This is a genomic window from Arthrobacter sp. YD2 (assembly GCF_030410475.1).
Classification (GTDB): Bacteria; Actinomycetota; Actinomycetes; order Actinomycetales; family Micrococcaceae; genus Arthrobacter_B; species Arthrobacter_B zhangbolii.
This window is the reverse complement of record NZ_JAUHHB010000002.1, coordinates 172,072-190,009: the sequence shown is the minus strand read 5'-3', so window position 1 is coordinate 190,009 and position 17,938 is coordinate 172,072. Positions and strand designations below refer to the sequence as shown.

Sequence of the window (17,938 nt, the reverse complement as noted above, 5' to 3'; positions counted from 1 at the left end):
CGCCACCGGGGGCGGCCGGAGAGCATCTGCGGGTCCGTTAGGCGCGGGTATGCCCGTCGCCCTGGATGATCCATTTCGTGGTGGTGAGCTCCTTCAGCCCCATGGGTCCGCGCGCGTGCATCTTCTGTGTGGAGATGCCTACCTCCGCGCCCAGGCCCAGTTCACCGCCGTCGGTGAAGCGTGTGGAGGCGTTGACGATGACGGCGGCCGAGTCAATATCGGCGATGAACCGTTCCGCGTTGGCCAGGTCATTGGTGATGATGGCCTCAGTGTGTCCCGTGGTCCACCGGCGGATGTGTTCCACTGCCTCGTCCATGGTCCCGACCACGGCCACGGCCAGGTCCATATCCATGTATTCGCGCCCCCAGTCGCCGTCGTCGGCAGGCTCGGCGGTGACTCCCGCCGGCAGCAGTGCCATGGCGCGCGGATCGGCATGGAGGCGCACCCCGGCCCCGGCCAGTGCGGCCAGCACATCGGCCGCTGCCGGGGCGTCCTGGTGGATGAGCAGGGTTTCGACCGTGTTGCAGACGCTGGGCCGCTGCGTTTTGGCGTTGAGGAGGATGTCCACGGCCATCTCCACCGGCGCGCTGCGGTCCAGGTAGATGTGGACGTTGCCCTCCCCTGTTTCGATCACGGGGACCGTGGCGTTGGTGACCACTGACTGGATCAGTGACCGCCCGCCGCGCGGGATCAGTACATCCACCCGCCCGCGGGCCTTCATCAGGATGTTCGCTCCCTCACGGCCGAACCGGTCAACGCTCTGTACCGCGTCCGCGGGCAGTCCCTCCGCCTCGAGTGCGTCGCGGATAATGTCCACGAGCACGCCGTTTGTCGCAGCTGCAGCAGAGCCGCCGCGAAGAATCACGGCGTTGCCGCTCTTTAGCGCGAGTCCCGCAATGTCCAGGGTGACGTTGGGGCGGGCCTCGTAGATGGCGGCCACCACGCCCATGGGCACGTGCACCTGGCGCAGCCTCAGGCCGTTGGGCAGGGTCTGCCCGCGGGCCACGGACCCCACGGGATCCGGCAGCCCGGCAAGGTTCTCCAAGGCGCCAACCAGCGCCGTGATCCGTTCCGGGGTGAGCGACAACCGGTCCAGCAGCGCCTGGGAGGTGCCGTTCTCCTGGCCCGCGGCAACATCCTTGGCGTTGGCTGCCAGGATGGCTTCCTGCTTTTCCTCCACGGTCCTGGCGATCCGCACCAGGGCCCGGTCCTTCCAGGCCCGGTTGGCACGGGCCAGGTACCTGGCCGCGCTGCGTGACCTGTCGGCCAGGGCATATACCTGTGCCTCGACGCCGGTGTCACCGGATTCCGGAAGGCCGGTATCCGCGCTGCTGCCGGCGGCCGGCGTTTCCAGGTTCGCGGTGTTCACTTCAGATGTGTTCACGGAAGTCATTCCCCCAGTGTAGGTCCAGTACCGGCGTCCGTCTCGGGGGCCGGTGCCTGCTGCTGGCGCAGCAGAACGAGGTCGTTGACGTGTACTACGGCGCGCTCGTAGCCGCGTCCCAACTCGCGGGAGAGCTCCCGGGTGGACCGGCCCAGCATGGAAGGCAGCTCGTCCGATCCGTAGTTGGTTAGCCCGTGGGCGATCACGCGTCCCGCGGCGTCCTGCAGGGCCACCGCGTCGCCGGGCTCAAAGGAGCCCTTGACGGCAACAATTCCGGCGGCGAGCAGTGAGCGGTGCCGGTCCCCGACGGCCCGGGCGGCGCCGTCGTCCAGCACCAAGGTTCCCTGGATCCGGGCGAGGTGGGCCAGCCACAGCAGCCGGATGGACTGGCGGCGGCCGCGGGTGGTGAACCAGGTGCCCACGTCCTCTCCGGCCAGGGCAGCGGCGGCGTTGGCCGTGGACGTGACGAGCGCCGGGATGCCCGACTCCGCGGCAATGGTTGCGGCTTCGACCTTGGTGGCCATGCCGCCGGTTCCCACGCCGGCCTTGCCCACGCGGCCAATGCGGACATCGGCAAGGTCCCTGGGACCGGTCACTTCGGGAATGCGGCGGGCACCTTCGGCAGGCGGGCCGTCATAGAGTGCGTCGACGTCGGAAAGCAGGATGAGGGCATCGGCCTTGACCAGGTGAGCCACGAGGGCGGCGAGCCGGTCATTATCGCCGAACCGGATTTCGTGGCTGGCAACCGCGTCGTTTTCGTTGACAATGGGCAGCACGCCGAAGTTCAGCAGCCGCTCCATGGCCCGGTGGGCGTTGGCATGGTGGGCACGGCGCATCAGGTCCTCGATGGTGAGCAGCACCTGGCTTACGGTGACACCATGCTCGCCGAAAGCTGCGGTGTAGCGGGCCATCAGCAGTCCCTGGCCCACGCTGGCGGCAGCCTGCTGAGAGGACAGCTGGGTGGGGCGTTTGCTCAGCCCCAGCGGGGCCAGTCCGGCACTGATGGCCCCGGAAGAGACGAGGATAATCTCCGTTCCCTGGGCGTGCCGGGCGGAGAGCACATCGGCCAGGGAACGCAGCGCCGTATCGGAGATTCCCCCCACCACGGAGGTCAGGGAGGAAGAGCCGACCTTGACGACAATGCGGCGTGCACGTGCCAGTCCGGACCGGGAGGTAAGCGCACGGCGGGCAGGAGCGGCGAATTCGGTATGTTCACTCATATCCTGCCCAGCCTATGCGTTAGTTCCGGCCGCCAGCCGGTGTGTGAAGCCTTTAGTCCGCTTCATTACCCTCGGTGTCGGCCGGCCGGGACGAGTGCTTGTAGTTGACCGATTCCGTCCAGATACCGGCCCGGCGCTCGTTTTCCAGCTCCTCGCGGGCAGCAGCCCGGGCATCCCTGCGCTTCTGGTGGTCTTCGCGCTTCTCCTCGCGGGTGGGGCGGGAGAATTCCTCAATGCGGATATCGCTGCCACGCGGCGAGGCTGCGAGCAGTTCCGCGCCGCCGATCATCGTCGGCTCCCAGTCAAAGACCACGCCGTCGCCCTCGCCGATCACTACGGCGTCGCCGGGCTTGGCGCCTTCCTTGAACAGCCGTTCCTCCACCCCGAGCTTGGCCAGGCGGTCTGCCAGGTAGCCCACGGCCTCGTCGTTGGTGAAGTCGGTCTGCTGCACCCAGCGGACCGGCTTTTCACCGAGGACACGGAAGAGGGGCTCCAGGTTCCGCTCTTCGCGGCGGATGCTGAATCCGCCCTTGCCGTTGACCGATCGCGGCTTCAGGACCGGCGGCTGGACGCGCGGCGGAGCCTGCTCGACCGAGTCGCGGGCTTCCTGCACAATCGCGGCCATGGCGAAACCGAGCTCGCGCAGGCCTTCGTGGCTGGCTGCGGATACTTCAAACACGCGGTAACCGCGCTCTTCCAGTTCCGGGCGCACGAATTCGGCCATGTCGCGGCCGTCCGGCACATCCACCTTGTTCAGCGCGACCAGGCGCGGACGGCGGTTCAGCGGTACGACGTCGCCGTCAGCGCCCGCGTAGCTCATGTCCACTTCGTACTTCTCGAGTTCCTGCTCGATGATTTCAAGGTCACCGATCGGATCCCGGTCGGTTTCCAGTGCGGCGCAGTCCAACACGTGCACCAGTGCCGCACAGCGTTCCACGTGCCGCAGGAAGTTGTGCCCCAGGCCCTTGCCCTCGGACGCGCCCTCGATCAGCCCGGGCACGTCGGCCACGGTGAAGCGGACATCGCCGGACTGCACCACACCCAGGTTCGGGATCAGGGTGGTGAAGGGGTAGTCCGCAATCTTGGGACGTGCCGCTGACATCGCCGCAATCAGCGAGGACTTACCGGCTGACGGGAAGCCGACCAGAGCAATGTCGGCAATGGACTTCAGCTCCAGGACAATGTCCCGCTCCTCCCCCGGAATGCCCAGGAGGGCGAAGCCGGGAGCCTTGCGCTTCTGCGAGGACAGGGACGAGTTGCCCAGGCCGCCCTGGCCGCCGGCAGCGGCAATGTACTCGGCACCCTGGCCAACCAGGTCCGCGAGGACTTCGCCGTCCTTGCTCTTCACCACGGTGCCGTCCGGAACCGAGAGCACGAGGGTTTCGCCGGTCTTGCCTGCACGCCAGTCACCCATACCGTTGCCGCCGTTGGTGGCGTGGCGGTGCGGGGCGTGGTGGTAGTCGAGCAGCGTGGTGGTCTGGCCGTCCACGCGCAGGATGACGTCGCCGCCGTCGCCGCCGTTGCCGCCGTCGGGTCCACCGAGGGGCTTGAACTTCTCACGCTTGACGGACACGCAACCATGGCCGCCTGTACCGCCCGAAACATGCAGCACTACGCGGTCTACAAAACTGGCCATGGTTCTCCTTCAAAGGAACTTCTTGATCATGCCAATTCTACTTGGCTTAAAAAACGACGGGGCGGGCCATCAAGGCCCGCCCCGTCGGAAAAGCTAATTGCCGGTGATTACTCGGCGGCTGCAGCAGCCACGATGTTCACGACGCGGCGGCCGCGACGGCTGCCGAATTCAACTGCTCCTGCTTCCAGGGCGAACAGCGTGTCGTCGCCTCCGCGACCAACACCCTCACCCGGGTGGAAGTGGGTGCCACGCTGGCGAACGATGATTTCGCCTGCCTTGACAACCTGGCCGCCGAAACGCTTTACGCCGAGGTACTGGGCGTTGGAGTCGCGACCGTTGCGAGTGGAACTCGCACCTTTCTTATGTGCCATTTCTTTGCCTGCCTTTACTAACTGATATTGAAACCCTCAGGCGGGATCACACCCGCGTTCCCGGCCCTGGGGCCGGCAGGAGAATCAGGAGTTGATGGACGTAACCTTGACCTTGGTCAGCGAGGAGCGGTAGCCCTGACGCTTCTTGTAGCCGGTCTTGTTCTTGAACTTCTGGATGACAATCTTCGGACCCCGGAAGTTCTCGACGATTTCTGCAGTCACGGTAACCTTGGCCAGGTCCTGTGCAGCAGAGGTGACCTTGTCGCCATCAACCAAAAGCAGGGCAGGCAGCTCAAAGGTGCTACCGGCTCCACCGGGGACGCGGTCCAGGGTTACGAGGTCTCCGACGGAAACCTTTTCTTGGCGGCCGCCAGCGCGGACAATCGCGTACACCACTTGGGAACTCACTTCTCTCGACGTTTAATACTTGGATGCGCATTTGGCGGGGCCAGATTTGTGCCCGCCTTGCGCCATGCAGTCACGCCCTGTACCGAAAAACGGATTCGAAGGCGTTCGCACCGAAGTTCAAGGCTACGCTAAGGGGCCACAACCCGCAAATGCGCTCGGTGGATACACCCTGCACATATACGGTGAGCCCCCGCCACCGACTTCCGGTGTCACTGCTCGGAGTCTACTTTATCCCATGGAAGCGCGGATCCGGGCATTCACGCGCCGAAGCGGGCCGCCAACAGCCTTAAAACGCGGCGGGCGGCCCGGTCCGAGGGGACCAGGCCGCCCGCCGGCGGTTCCGGGGGAGGCTGCTACAGCTCCGAAGCCGGTACGCCTACGCCCAGAATCACCGGAGCGGGGCTGCCCGCGGTTTCCTGACGGACGGCCTGCTGCCGGGGTTCGGCCGTCACGGTGTGGCGTGCCTGGACCTGCGGCGCAGAGTCCCCTGCCGGAGCCGTCACTTCAGCGGCACCCTGCGGGCTGCTGGCTGCCCGGCGGCGGCGTGCCCGGCGCACGGGCGCCTGCTCCTGCTGCGGCGCCGGTGCCTGGCGCACGGCCTTGGGCTGCTGCGCCTTTACCTCCGGTGCGTGTGCCGGCGCTGCCTTCTCCGAGGCTGCGCTGTCCGGCCCTGCACTGTCCGACACTGCCTTGTCCGAGACTGCACTGTCCGCTCCGGCGGTTTCCTGCGCAGCCGGAGCGACGACGGAAGCCACCTCGTTGAAGGCTTCCGTGAGGCTCTCCAGCGTCAGTGCGGGTTCCTGCTTGGCAGGACGCCGGCGCTGCCGGCGCGGAACCACCACCGTCTCTCCCTGGATGTTCAGGACCGCTCCGGGTTCGGTATCGGAACCGTCGGAGTCGTTCCCGGCGGGTGCCGCAGTTTCGTCGGTTGCTCCGTTGCCGGCAGCAGCGGCATCCACTACCTCATGGGCAGCGGCTGTAGCTGCGGCAATGCTGGCCAGTGCGGCACGCGCGGCCTCGGCTTTCGCCTGGCGCTCTGCGTCCTGCTGGACCGGTTCCTCCACCGGGGCGGGCTGCTGCTCGGTCGCCGGAGCACCGGCGTTCTGTCCGCGGTCCCGGTTCCGGTTCCGCTTGCGGTCCCCCCGGGTCTGCTTTTCCTGCCGGAGGTGCTGCTGGTGGTTGTCCTCGGTGACGGCGTGGCTGTGGCCCGACGGCGTGTGGCTGGTGCTCCGGCGGTGTTCCACGGGAACATCCTGCGTGACAACGCCGCGGCCGTCGCAGTGCTCACAGGTCTCCCCGAAGACCTCCAGCAGGCCGGTGCCCATCCGCTTGCGGGTCATCTGGACCAGGCCAAGCGAGGTCACCTCGGCCACCTGGTGCTTGGTGCGGTCCCGGCCCAGGCATTCCACCAGGCGGCGCAGCACCAGGTCACGGTTGGCTTCAAGGACCATGTCGATGAAGTCGATGACGATGATGCCGCCGATGTCGCGCAGCCGCAGCTGGCGGACCACTTCCTCCGCCGCTTCCAGGTTGTTCTTGGTGACGGTTTCCTCCAGGTTGCCGCCGCTGCCGGTGAACTTACCGGTGTTGACGTCCACCACGGTCATGGCTTCGGTACGGTCGATCACCAGGGAACCGCCGGAGGGCAGGAACACCTTACGGTCCAGGGCCTTGGCGATCTGCTCGTCGATGCGGTGTGCGGCGAAGATATCTTCGTCCTTGGTCCACTTCTCGAGCCGGCCCACCAGATCCGGAGCCACGTAGGTCACGTAGGCCTCGATGGTGTCCCACGCCTCGTCACCGGAAACCACAAGCTTGGAGAAGTCCTCATTGAAGACGTCCCGGACCACCTTGATGGTCAGGTCCGGTTCTCCGTAAAGCAGTTCCGGCGGCAGCGTCTTGGTGGATTTGGATTTGGCTTCGATGGTCTCCCACTGGGCGCGGAGCCGGTTGATGTCATTCATCAGCTCCTCTTCGCTGGCTCCTTCGGCCGCGGTGCGCACAATGACGCCGGCGTTCTCGGGCAGGTGGTCCTTGAGGATCTTCTTAAGCCGGTTGCGCTCGACGTCGGGCAGCTTGCGGGAAATACCCGTCATCGAACCGCCTGGAACGTACACCAGGTAGCGGCCGGGCAGGGAGATCTGGCTGGTCAGGCGTGCACCCTTGTGCCCCACGGGATCCTTGGTGACCTGCACCAGGACCGAATCACCGGATTTCAGCGCCAGTTCGATCCGGCGCGGCTGCCCGTCAAGGCCGGCAGCATCCCAGTTGACCTCACCGGCATAAAGCACGGCGTTGCGGCCGCGGCCAATGTCGACGAAGGCGGCTTCCATGCTGGGAAGCACATTCTGGACCTTGCCAACGTAGACGTTGCCGATCAGGGAGTCCTGCTGGGTGTTGGAGACAAAGTGCTCGGCCAGCACGCCGTCCTCGAGGACGCCGATCTGGATCCGCTCATCGCGCTGGCGGACAATCATCTGGCGGTCCACGGACTCGCGCCGGGCCAGGAACTCGGCTTCGGTGATGACGTGGCGGCGGCGGCCGGATTCGCGGGACTCGCGGCGGCGCTGCTTCTTCGCTTCCAGGCGGGTGGAGCCCTTGACGCTGGTGACGCGGTCCGACGCCGGTGCGTCGGCATGCGCACGCGGTGCCCGTACCCGGGTGACCGTGTTGGGCGGATCATCATCCGCTCCCCCGGTCAGTTCCAGGTCCGCGTCTCCGCGGCGGCGGCGCCGGCGGCGGCGCGACGTTACGCCGTCGGACCCGGTGTCCTCGGGGCCGGTGGAAGTACCGTCTTCGCTGTTGCCGGACGTGCCGGCCTCGGTTTCGGCTCCTTGGCGGCTGCGGCCACGACGGCTGCGGCGGCGGGACCGGCCCGAATCGGCAGCGGCATCGTCTTCGTCTGTTTCATCCGCGGCGGCCGGCTTGGCCACCGGTACGGAACGTACGGCGCTCAGGTCGGGAGCATGGAACAAAACGGAGGTAGGCGATTCCGGCACCGTGAACGGATCCAGGGCGGACGTGGGGCCGGCGGCGGCTGCTTCCTTGGTCTGCGCTGCTTCTTCAGTCTGCGCCGCTTCTTCTGTCGCCGCTTCTTCTGTCGCTGCGTCTTCTTCAGCCTGCACTGCCGGCGCCTCTTCGGCGGCCGACGGCAGGACCGGTTCCGCGGCGGCAACGGTTTCCGGTGCGCTTTCAGCTGAGCGGGCCGGTCCGGTAGGCGTGCTTGCCCGCCGGCGGGTGCGCTTCTTGGGGGCCGCCTTGGCGGAGTCCCCGGCGTCGCCGCTCACGGAAGCGTCAGTGGATTCCTCGGTAACCGGGGTGGCCGGCGCGGTGTCAGCCGCTGCAGCGTTCTCCGAGTCAGGGGCTTCGGTATTGGTGGATGCCGGTCCGGCTGCCAGGGTCACTTCTTCTGCGGCGCTGTCAGTGGCTGCCGGTGCCTTTTTGGCCGGTGCCCGGCGCCTCCGGACTGCCTTGACGGGCGCTTCAGCGCCGGGTTCTGCGGATGCTTCGGTGCTGTCGGCGGCAACCGGCTGCGCATCGGCGGGCGTCTCGGCAGCGGGAGTCTCGGCAGCGGGAGTCTCGACAGCGGCGGGCTTCCTGCGGGGTGCGCGCACCCGCTTGGGCTTTTCTGTTGCCGCCGGCTCAGCGGGAACGTCCGTCTGCGGCGCTGCGGGGGCGGACTGTTCCGGCGTGTTTGCTGCAGCGGTGGTTCCTGCACCCGTGTCAGCGGCGGAAGACGCCGTTGGCGATGATGCCGGAACGGACTTGCGGCGGCTGCGGGTCGCTTTCTTTACCGGCGCGGTGCCCTCAGCATTCAGGGCATCGTTCTGGTCATTCACAATGTCTGGATTATTCATTTAGGCCTATGCTCCGGCCCTGCGGCACTGGCCACATTCCAATGCCAAAGGGCAATGAGTCGGCTGTACGGTGGCATCGCAGCCTGCCCGCCAGCCGGAAGTCGTCTGGATGTCATTCGAGGTCGTGCCAGCTGTGGGGCGCGGTATCACTCGAAGACCAGCGGCGCTTTTCCTGCTACCTATGCGGAACGGATAACTACGTTTCGGCTATGGGTAGGTCTGGCCGGCGGATTCCCTGGTTCCCATCCGGATTGATGGGCTAGCTACATGGGAAGCATCACCGGAAGAACCGGAAGCCTGTCGCTGGACCGGTGACGGAATGTGGTTCCGCCATCAGCCAAAGTCATTATCTCATACGGCCGCGTTTTTGGCCCTCCCCAACGCATAGACTCGACGCAGACAACTACTCGGCTAAGGAGCTTCCGTGCCATCCAGTGCAGCCCGCCCATCTCCGGGCAACGTATCCCCGGAACCGTCCCGCGTTCGGGGCGGCGAAGCAGAAGCGGTCCCCCGCGAACGCCGCTCGTTTATGTGGACGCTGCTGATTACGGCAGTGGTTGGCTGGATAGCGTCAGGAATCCTTGTCATTGAACGCCTGCGTGTTTACGCGGACGCCGGCTACATCACCAGCTGCGACATTAACCCGTGGGTTTCCTGCGGCACGGTGTTCCAAACTTGGCAGGCCTCCATCTTCGGCTTCCCGAACCCGCTGATAGGCATAGTCGCCTTCGCCATTGTCATCACCACGGCCATGGGCCTGCTGGCCGGTGCGCGTTTTGCCCGCTGGTACTGGATCGGACTGCAGATCGGTGTCACCCTCGGCATGGCATTTGTGGTCTGGCTGTGGAGCCAGGCGCTCTTCGACATTTACGTGCTGTGCATTTACTGCATCGTTGTCTGGGCCGCCATGATCCCGCTGTTTGTCTTCACCACCATCCGCAACCTGGCATCCGGTGTTATACCCGCCTCGGCGGGGCTGGTCCGGTTCCTGACCGATTGGGCCTGGGCCATCGTCGTGCTCCTGTGGGTGGCGACGGCGGCGTCCATCTTCTTCCGCTTCCTGAACTCCTTCATCGGCGGCTAGAAACCCTTCAGCCCACGCCCGGCAGCGAGCTAGCGGCTGCCCTCGACAGGCATACCCCAGGCAAGCACCACAGGTATCTCCTGGTCCTGCCAGGTGGCTTCCAGTGAGGGATCCGGGGCGGTGCGTCCGTCCAGATCCAGCAGCCGGACTACCGAGAATTCCCAGCCGCTGTGCTCCAGCACGGACACGGTCCAGTCCTGCGGCTCATACGGAGGTGCATCCACCAGTTCGGCGCCGTCCGGCATCCCGCTGCTGCGTACCTTCATGGATTCCGGCAGGAGTTCACGGACGCCATTCTGTTCGGTGTACTGGGCTGCCTGGCCCTGCTTGGAAAAAAGCGCCGCTTCGAGCGCCTGGGCGTACGCCGGATCCCCCAGCGCGTCATAGACCCACCGCCGGCCAAGGACGGAGTGGTCCATCTCGGTGATGAGGAACCGCTCGGCACCGGCCAGCGGCGCACCGCGGTAGGTGAGCGGCACCTGCACCGTCACCCCGCCCGCTGCGACAATGTGGGTTTCGATCCCCACCGCGCCTTCCGGATCGTCGAACCGGAAGGCGCACAGCTTCTGCGCGGTCACCGGTTCCTGCCTTGGGAACCACACCGTTGTGGGCAGCCAGTCTGAAATAAGGTCCATCTTGCCGGGACGCAGCTCGGCGTCATAAATGAGTGCCATGGGCACAGCTTAGGCGTAACCGGCTAACCGGTGCGGAATTTTCGGCACCCGTTTCCGGTTCCCGCCTTAACCGCCCGGAGGATATTTACGGGCGGTCCCGCACTATCCAGAGGAGTTCCATGCGTCGAACGAACGCTGCCCAGCCGCCCGAAACCACACCCCGGACAGCATTGGTAGCCGGGGCTACCGGCATTGCCGGTGCTGCCCTGGTGGACCTGCTCACCCAGGAGGGATGGACCGTCCTGGCCCTGTCCCGCAGCGGCGGCGCCGCCGACCCGGTGCGCCCCGGTGTCGTACCGGTGGCAGCGGACCTGACGTCTCCGGACAGCCTGGCGGCAGCGCTGGCCGGCACCCGGCCCACCCACGTCTTTTTCACCTCCTGGTCCCGGCAGGAGACGGAGGCGGAGAACATTGCCGTGAACTCGGCAATGGTGCGCAACCTGCTGGCCGCGCTGGCCCATGCACCGTTGGAGCACGTGGCCCTGATGACCGGCCTCAAGCACTACATGGGACCGTTTGAGGCGTATGGCGAAGGCCCGATGCCGGACACGCCGTTCTCCGAAGACGAGCCCCGGCTGCCGGTGGACAATTTCTACTATGCGCAGGAAGACGAACTGATGGCTGCCGCGGAACGGCAGGGCTTCGCCTGGTCCGTCCACCGCGCCCACACCGTCATCGGTTTCGCTGTTGGCAATGCTATGAACATGGGCCAGACACTGGCGGCGCAGGCCACCCTCTGCCGCGAACTCGGGATGCCGTTTGTCTTCCCCGGCTCCGAAACGCAGTGGAACTCGGTCACGGATATGACCGAAGCAGGCCTGCTGGCCCAGCACATGCTCTGGGCAGCCACTGACCCCGAGACGGCCAACGAGGCGTTCAACGTGGTCAACGGGGACGTGTTCCGCTGGCGCAGCCTGTGGCCGCGGCTGGCTGAATGGTTTGGCGTTGAGCCGGAGGGCTTTGAGGGACACATCCGGCCGCTGGAGGAGCAGATGGCCGGAATGGGCGAGGCCTGGAAGGAACTGGCTGTCCGGCACAATCTGGCCGAAACCGACCTCGGGCGGCTGGCCTCGTGGTGGCACACGGACGCGGACCTGGGCCGCAAGGTGGAGGTGCTGACGGACATGAGCAAGAGCCGGCTGGCGGGCTTTACCGGCTACCGGCGCACCGAAAACGCTTTCAAGGATCTGTTCCTGCGGCTGCGCAGCGAGAACCTTATTCCCTGATCCCGCTGCGTCCGGCGCACAGGAGACGGAAAAGGCCGGCACCGCAAACGGTGCCGGCCTTTTTGAGAACCTCAGGCTATTTGAACCAGATGCCGATTTCGCGGGCTGCGGACTCGGGCGAGTCTGAACCGTGAACCAGGTTCTGCTGGACTGCCGTTCCCCAGTCGCGGCCAAAGTCGCCGCGGATGGTGCCCGGGGCCGCCGTCGTCGGATCGGTGGTGCCGGCCAGTGAACGGAATCCTTCGATGACCCGCTCGCCTTCGAGGACGGCGGCAACAATCGGGCCGCTGAGCATAAACTCCACGAGCGGCTCATAGAACGGCTTGCCCTGGTGCTCCTCGTAGTGCTCTTCGAGGATGGCCCGGGTGGCTTCGGTCTTCTTCAGTTCCGCCACGGTGTAGCCCTTGGCTTCGATCCGGGCCAGGATGGCGCCGGTGAGGCGGCGCTGGACGCCGTCGGGCTTGATCAGGACGAGTGTGCGCTCGGTGCTCACGGTTGTATCTCCTAGAAAGTTCGGGTGTCTGGTCTAAGCCTAGTCGGTGCCGGGAACGGTTTCCGGGCCGCTTGCGGGGCCGGTCTCCCCCGGATGCGCTTTTTCCCATTCAGCCTGCTGCCGGTCCCGTTCACGGTTTTCCCGGTCCAGCCGCATTCCGGCCCGCAGCCCGTACCACCAGGTGAGGGCGAAGAGCACGCCCACCAGGAACATCATGGGTTCCAGGAAACCGGTGGCGATGATGACCAGTTGCAGGATCCAACCGATCACCGGCCCCGCGGGCTTGGACAACAGGGCGCAGGTGCCCACCAGCGCTGCTGCCAGCAGCACGCCGCCGCCCAGCAGCAGCGCCGGGGAAATGGTGCCGCGGTGCAGGCCAAAGACCGCCAGGGTGCCGAACAGCACCACGAAGGCTTCCAGCGTCAACACGGTGGAGGCGAACATAACCTTCACGGAGCGGCGCTTCTTGGGCATGCCCGGGCGCCATTCGCGCTGGGCCTTGGTCAGTTTTGCCATAACCGGCTGCCTACTTTCCGAGGAGGGTGCGCGCTTCGGCGACCACGGTGATGGATCCGACAACCAGTACGCCGCCGGACAGGTCATTGTTCTCTTCGGCCTTTTCCACCGCACGTTCCAGGGCGTTATCCAAGCCGGCCTCCACCTGGATGTCCTCGTCCGCGAACCCGGCATCCACCGCGTCCTGGACAAGTTCCTCTGCCGGGATGGCCCGCGGCGAGCTGGACTGGGTGAGGACAACGCTGCTGACCAGGTCCCCGAGCTGCTCGCGCAGCTCACTCAGGATGCCGACGGCGTCCTTTTCCGCCAGGATGCCGACCACCAGCACCAGCGTGCTGAAGTTGAACGCTTCACGCAGCGCTTCGGCGGTGGCTTTGGCCCCGGCGGGGTTGTGCGCGGCATCCACCACGATGGTGGGGGCGGTCCGCACCACCTCGAGGCGGCCGGGAGAGGTCACGGTGGAGAACCCGGTACGCAGCAGTTCGACGTCGAGCTCCTTGGTGCCGCCGCCAATGAAGGCTTCCAGCGCCGCCACGGCCACGGCAGCGTTCTCCGCCTGATGCGCCCCGTGCAGGGGAAGCAGGAGGTCCTCGTAGCGTCCGGCCAGGCCGTTGATGGTGACCATCTGGCCGCCCACCGCCATAACCCGGGAGTCCACGCCGAATTCGACGCCTTCGAACCGGAACGGGACGCCGGCCTCGTGCGCCTTTTCCAGCAGCACCTGCGCAGCTTCCATCGGCTGGGCGGCACTGATGAGGAACCCGTTCTCCTTGATGATGCCGGCCTTTTCATAGGCAATATCGGCAACGTCGTCACCGAGCAGATCCGTGTGGTCCAGGGAGATCGGAGTGACCACCGAAACCTGTCCGTCGCCCACGTTGGTCGCATCGGTGATCCCGCCGAGGCCCACTTCAATCACGGCAACATCCACCGGCTCGTCGGCGAAGACGGCAAACCCGAGGATGGTGACAGCCTCGAAGTAGGTCAGCCGCGGCTCTCCTGCCGCCTCCAGTTCGGCGTCGACAATGTCCAGGTACGGGCGGATTTCATCCCAGATCCGGACAAACGTTTCATCGCTGACGGGTTCGCCGTCAATGCTGATCCGTTCAGTCACGCTGGTCAGGTGCGGACTGGTGTAACGGCCGGTGCGCAGCCCGTAGGCGCGCAGGCCCGCCTCGATCATCCGCGCCGTGGACGTTTTGCCGTTGGTGCCGGTGATGTGGATGATCGGGAAGGCCTTGTTCGGCTCCCCCAGCACCTCCATGGCCCGGAACAGCGGAGCCATGCGCGGCTCCATCTTGTTTTCCGGGGCACGGCTGAGCAGTTCGGCGTACACGCTTTCCACGGAGAAGCCGTCAATGGATCCGGACGGACGGTCTGCTGCACTCATTAGATCTTCTCCACGGTGACGATGTACTTGTCGGTGTCCTTGTCGTCGTCGGTGACCGTCAGGTCGCCGACAACAATCAGTTCACCGGTCAGGGTCTCCCCCTTGATCAGCTCGGCATTGGCCGCCAGCGCTTCGGCTTCGGCCTCCCCCGTCCGAACCGTGGTGCGGATGCGGTCGCTGATGTGCAGGTCCGCGTCGCGGCGGGCCTGCTGGATGGCACGGATGCCGTCGCGGGCCACGCCTTCGGCCGCCAGCTCGGGCGTGACCTCGGTGTTCAGGACCAGGAAGCCGCCGCCGGGCAGCACGGCAACCGCCTTCGCGGATTCGCCGTCGCCGGACTCCACGACGGTTTCCAGGGTGTACTCATGTTCTTCCAGCGCCAGGCCGCCGGCGGTGACCGTACCGGCGTCGTCCACCGACCAGTCGCCGGACTTGGCGGCCTTGATGGCGGTCTGGACGTTCCTGCCCAGGCGCGGGCCGGCGGCCCGGGCGTTGACCACAAGCTTCTGGCTGATGCCGAACTCGGCCGGGTCTGCGGAGGCAGCCTCGACCAGGCGCACGTTCTTCAGGTTCAGTTCGTCGGCGATGATCGCGGCGAACTGGCCGGAGAGCGCTTCGGCATCCGGGGCGACGACGGTCATTTCGGACAGCGGCAGGCGCACCCGCAGGTTTGCCCCCTTGCGCAGGGAGGAACCCACCGAGGCGATCCGGCGGGTGAGGTTCATGCGCTCGACCAGTTCCGGGTTGTTCGGGAACAGGTCCGCATCCGGCCAGTCGGTCAGGTGCACCGAGCGGCCGCCGGTCAGTCCCCGCCAGATTTCCTCGGCGATCAGGGGCAGCAGCGGTGCGGCGACCCGGCAGACGGTTTCCAGGCAGGTGTACAGCACGTCGAAGGCCTGCGGATCCTCGTCGAAGAACCGGGTACGGCTGCGGCGGATGTACCAGTTGGTGAGGGTGTCGGTGTAGGCGCGCAGGATCTCGCATGCCACGGACACGTCGTAGGTGTCCAGGGCGCCGGTCATGTCCCGCACCAGGTCGCCGGTGGCGGCCAGCAGGTAGCGGTCCAGCGGCTCGGTGGAGTCGTAGCGGGCCTTGGCCTCGTAGCCGTTGCCGTTGTTGGCGGCGTTGGTGTAGAGGCTGAAGAAGTGCCAGACGTTCCACAGCGGCAGGATGGCCTGCCGGACGCCGTCGCGGATGCCCTGTTCGGTGACAATCAGGTTGCCGCCGCGCAGGATGGGCGAGGCCATCAGGAACCAGCGCATGGCATCGGATCCGTCGCGGTCCAGCACCTCGGAGACGTCCGGGTAGTTGCGCAGCGACTTGGACATCTTCTGCCCGTCCGAGCCCAGGACAATGCCGTGGCTGATGACGTTGCGGAACGCCGGCCGGTCAAACAGGGCGGTGGCGAGCACGTGCAGGGTGTAGAACCAGCCGCGGGTCTGGCCGATGTACTCCACGATGAAATCGCCCGGGTTGTGGCTTTCGAACCACTCGGCGTTCTCATGCGGGTAGTGCACCTGGGCGTAGGGCATGGAGCCCGAGTCGAACCAGACATCCAGCACGTCCTCCACGCGGCGCATGGTGGACTGGCCCTCTTCCGGGGTGCGGGGATCGTCGGGGTTGGGCCGGGTCAGCTCGTCGATGAACGGGCGGTGCAGGTCCGGCTTGCCCTCCTTGTTCAGCGGCAGCCGGCCGAAGTCCGCTTCCATTTCGGCCAGGGATCCGTAGACGTCGGTGCGCGGGTAATTGGGGTCATCCGAGACCCAGACCGGGATGGGGCTGCCCCAGTAGCGGTTGCGGCTGATGGACCAGTCACGGGCGTTTTCCAGCCATTTGCCGAACTGGCCTTCCTTGACGTTGTCCGGGATCCAGTTGATCTGCTGGTTCAGCTCGACCATGCGGTCCTTGATCTTGGTGACCTCCACGAACCAGGAGGAAACCGCCTTGTAGATCAGCGGGTTCCGGCAGCGCCAGCAGTGCGGGTAGCTGTGCTCGTAGCTGGCCTGGCGCAGCAGCCGGCCGTCGGCCTTCAGGGCGCGGGTGATCGGCTTGTTGGCATCGAAGACCTGCAGGGCGGCGATATCCTCCAGGGCGGTCTGCGCGAACATGGGCAGGAACTTGCCGCCCTCGTCCACGGAGAGGATCACGGGGATGCCGTTTTCCTCGCACACCTTCTGGTCATCCTCGCCGTAGGCCGGAGCCTGGTGGACAACACCGGTGCCGTCGGTGGTGGTGACGTAGTCGGCCGTGACAATCCGCCAGGCGTTCTCCGTCCCCCACTTCTCCGTGTCGGTGTAGATGTCCCAGAGCGGCGCGTACCGCAGTCCGGCCAGGTCCTTGCCCAGGTGCACAGCGGCGACGGCCGCGCGGGCGGAGTCGGCGTCGTCGTACCCCAGGTCCTTGGCATAGGAACCCACTAGGTCCTCGGCGAGCAGGAAGCGGCCTTCGCCGGCCTGGGTGCCGTTGGGGCCGGCGGGCACGACGGCGTAGCGGACCTCGGGTCCGACGGCCAGGGCCATGTTGGTGGGCAGGGTCCACGGCGTGGTGGTCCAGGCGATGGCCTTGACGCCCTCCAGCTCGGCGGAGAGCGCGTTGTCACCGGCGATCAGCGGGAACGTCACAGTGACGGTCTGGTCCTGGCGCATCTTGTAGACGTCGTCGTCCATGCGCAGCTCATGGTTGGAGAGCGGAGTCTCGTCCTTCCAGCAGTACGGGAGCACCCGGAAACCGCTGTAGGTCAGGCCCTTGTCATGCAGGGTCTTGAAGGCCCAGATAACCGATTCCATGTACTCGACGTTGAGCGTCTTGTAGTCATTCTCGAAATCCACCCAGCGGGCCTGGCGGGTGACATAGTCCTGCCACTCGCCGGCGTACTTCATAACCGAGGCACGGCAGGCATCGTTGAACTTGTCGATGCCCATCTTCTCGATCTGGACCTTGTCGCTCATGCCCAGCTGCTTCATGGCTTCCAGTTCGGCCGGCAGGCCGTGGGTATCCCAGCCGAAGCGGCGCTCAACCCGGCGTCCGCGCTGGGTCTGGTAGCGGGCCACCAGGTCCTTCACGTAGCCGGTGAGCAGGTGGCCGTAGTGCGGCAATCCGTTGGCAAACGGCGGGCCGTCGTAGAAGACGAACTCGTTGTCGCCATCCTGACCGGCGGAACGGGCGTCAATGGAGGCCTGGAAAGTGCCGTCCTTGTCCCAGTACGTCAGAACCCGTTCTTCGAGTTCCGGAAACTTGGGCGAGGAGGGAACGGCAGCGCCGTCGCCTGTGCTGGCCTTGGGGTATACAGAGGGCATAATCGTCATCCTGTTAGCGGCAAGTAAATCTGGCTGTGGAATTCAGGATGCGAGGGCGGCTGTCCCGTTCCGGCCCGAAGACCGGCGGTAAACCGCGGTACCACCTCGCTTGCCGCCGTGTGTGCCCCGCTGAGTGCCGGGGAACGCGCGACTGCCGCTCGTTGACTGCTGTGACGGGCTTACCCGTCCGGTTCTACTGGGCCCTCCGCGCCGGAGCGGGGTGGCTGTTCTTCCGGAAGCTCACCGGTGATAGCCGGGTCGAAGCTGCTTCGCACAAGTTTAGGCCACGCCCGCGCCGGTTGTCGAAGCACCGCAGCCTGTGCGGGCCTGACCGCGGACCTGACCGCGGGCAGGGCCGCGGGCCGGGCCGCCGCCACGGGGAC

Annotated in this window: 13 protein-coding genes; 2 read left to right on the top strand and 11 right to left on the bottom strand. The window is 66.1% G+C overall.

Annotated elements, in window-relative coordinates:
* Nucleotides 1-37 precede the first annotated feature (37 nt).
* From QWJ37_RS07445 to QWJ37_RS07420, 6 genes are all read right to left on the bottom strand, one after another.
* Nucleotides 38-1,393 (bottom strand): glutamate-5-semialdehyde dehydrogenase, encoded by a 1,356-nt coding sequence (locus tag QWJ37_RS07445; protein ID WP_290244936.1) that lies wholly within the window; start codon nucleotides 1,391-1,393, stop codon nucleotides 38-40.
* Complete coding sequence (gene proB, locus QWJ37_RS07440) at nucleotides 1,390-2,604, bottom strand: glutamate 5-kinase (RefSeq protein WP_227927677.1); 1,215 nt, start codon at nucleotides 2,602-2,604, stop codon at nucleotides 1,390-1,392. The genes QWJ37_RS07445 and proB overlap by 4 nt, the downstream gene beginning before the upstream one ends.
* 52 nt (nucleotides 2,605-2,656) lie before the next feature.
* Nucleotides 2,657-4,240 carry a GTPase ObgE gene (gene obgE, locus QWJ37_RS07435; RefSeq protein WP_227901589.1) on the bottom strand — a complete coding sequence of 528 codons (1,584 nt, stop codon included), beginning with the start codon at nucleotides 4,238-4,240 and terminating at the stop codon, nucleotides 2,657-2,659.
* Nucleotides 4,241-4,347: 107 nt separating this feature from the next.
* A complete protein-coding gene (gene rpmA / locus QWJ37_RS07430) occupies nucleotides 4,348-4,611 on the bottom strand; it encodes a 50S ribosomal protein L27 (protein ID WP_104053918.1) in 264 nt (87 codons plus the stop codon).
* 84 nt (nucleotides 4,612-4,695) lie between these two features.
* Nucleotides 4,696-5,007: a 50S ribosomal protein L21 gene (gene rplU / locus QWJ37_RS07425; protein ID WP_146361875.1), complete on the bottom strand. Its 312-nt coding sequence runs from the start codon at nucleotides 5,005-5,007 to the stop codon at nucleotides 4,696-4,698.
* A gap of 365 nt (nucleotides 5,008-5,372) precedes the next feature.
* Complete coding sequence (locus QWJ37_RS07420) at nucleotides 5,373-8,876, bottom strand: Rne/Rng family ribonuclease (RefSeq protein WP_290244935.1); 3,504 nt, start codon at nucleotides 8,874-8,876, stop codon at nucleotides 5,373-5,375.
* A gap of 529 nt (nucleotides 8,877-9,405) precedes the next feature.
* Here QWJ37_RS07420 and QWJ37_RS07415 point away from each other — a divergent pair.
* Nucleotides 9,406-9,960: a vitamin K epoxide reductase family protein gene (locus tag QWJ37_RS07415; protein WP_290245285.1), complete on the top strand. Its 555-nt coding sequence runs from the start codon at nucleotides 9,406-9,408 to the stop codon at nucleotides 9,958-9,960.
* A 29-nt stretch (nucleotides 9,961-9,989) separates the two neighbouring features.
* Here the strand turns inward: QWJ37_RS07415 and QWJ37_RS07410 are convergent, their stop codons facing one another.
* Nucleotides 9,990-10,634, bottom strand: coding sequence for a hypothetical protein (locus tag QWJ37_RS07410; RefSeq protein WP_290244934.1), 645 nt, complete (start codon nucleotides 10,632-10,634; stop codon nucleotides 9,990-9,992).
* A gap of 119 nt (nucleotides 10,635-10,753) precedes the next feature.
* Here QWJ37_RS07410 and QWJ37_RS07405 point away from each other — a divergent pair, with 119 nt between their 5' ends.
* Nucleotides 10,754-11,860 (top strand): SDR family oxidoreductase, encoded by a 1,107-nt coding sequence (locus QWJ37_RS07405; protein WP_290244933.1) that lies wholly within the window; start codon nucleotides 10,754-10,756, stop codon nucleotides 11,858-11,860.
* 76 nt (nucleotides 11,861-11,936) lie between these two features.
* Here the strand turns inward: QWJ37_RS07405 and ndk are convergent, their stop codons facing one another.
* The 4 genes from ndk to ileS are packed head-to-tail and all read right to left on the bottom strand — an operon-like array spanning nucleotide 11,937 to nucleotide 17,555.
* Nucleotides 11,937-12,353: a nucleoside-diphosphate kinase gene (gene ndk, locus QWJ37_RS07400; protein ID WP_227901569.1), complete on the bottom strand. Its 417-nt coding sequence runs from the start codon at nucleotides 12,351-12,353 to the stop codon at nucleotides 11,937-11,939.
* Between the two features lie 39 nt (nucleotides 12,354-12,392).
* A complete protein-coding gene (locus QWJ37_RS07395) occupies nucleotides 12,393-12,869 on the bottom strand; it encodes a DUF4233 domain-containing protein (protein WP_227901568.1) in 477 nt (158 codons plus the stop codon).
* Between the two features lie 10 nt (nucleotides 12,870-12,879).
* A complete protein-coding gene (locus tag QWJ37_RS07390) occupies nucleotides 12,880-14,259 on the bottom strand; it encodes a folylpolyglutamate synthase/dihydrofolate synthase family protein (RefSeq protein ID WP_227901567.1) in 1,380 nt (459 codons plus the stop codon).
* Nucleotides 14,259-17,555: an isoleucine--tRNA ligase gene (gene ileS / locus QWJ37_RS07385; RefSeq protein WP_290244932.1), complete on the bottom strand. Its 3,297-nt coding sequence runs from the start codon at nucleotides 17,553-17,555 to the stop codon at nucleotides 14,259-14,261. Before ileS ends, QWJ37_RS07390 begins: the two co-directional genes overlap by 1 nt.
* Nucleotides 17,556-17,938 lie beyond the last annotated feature (383 nt).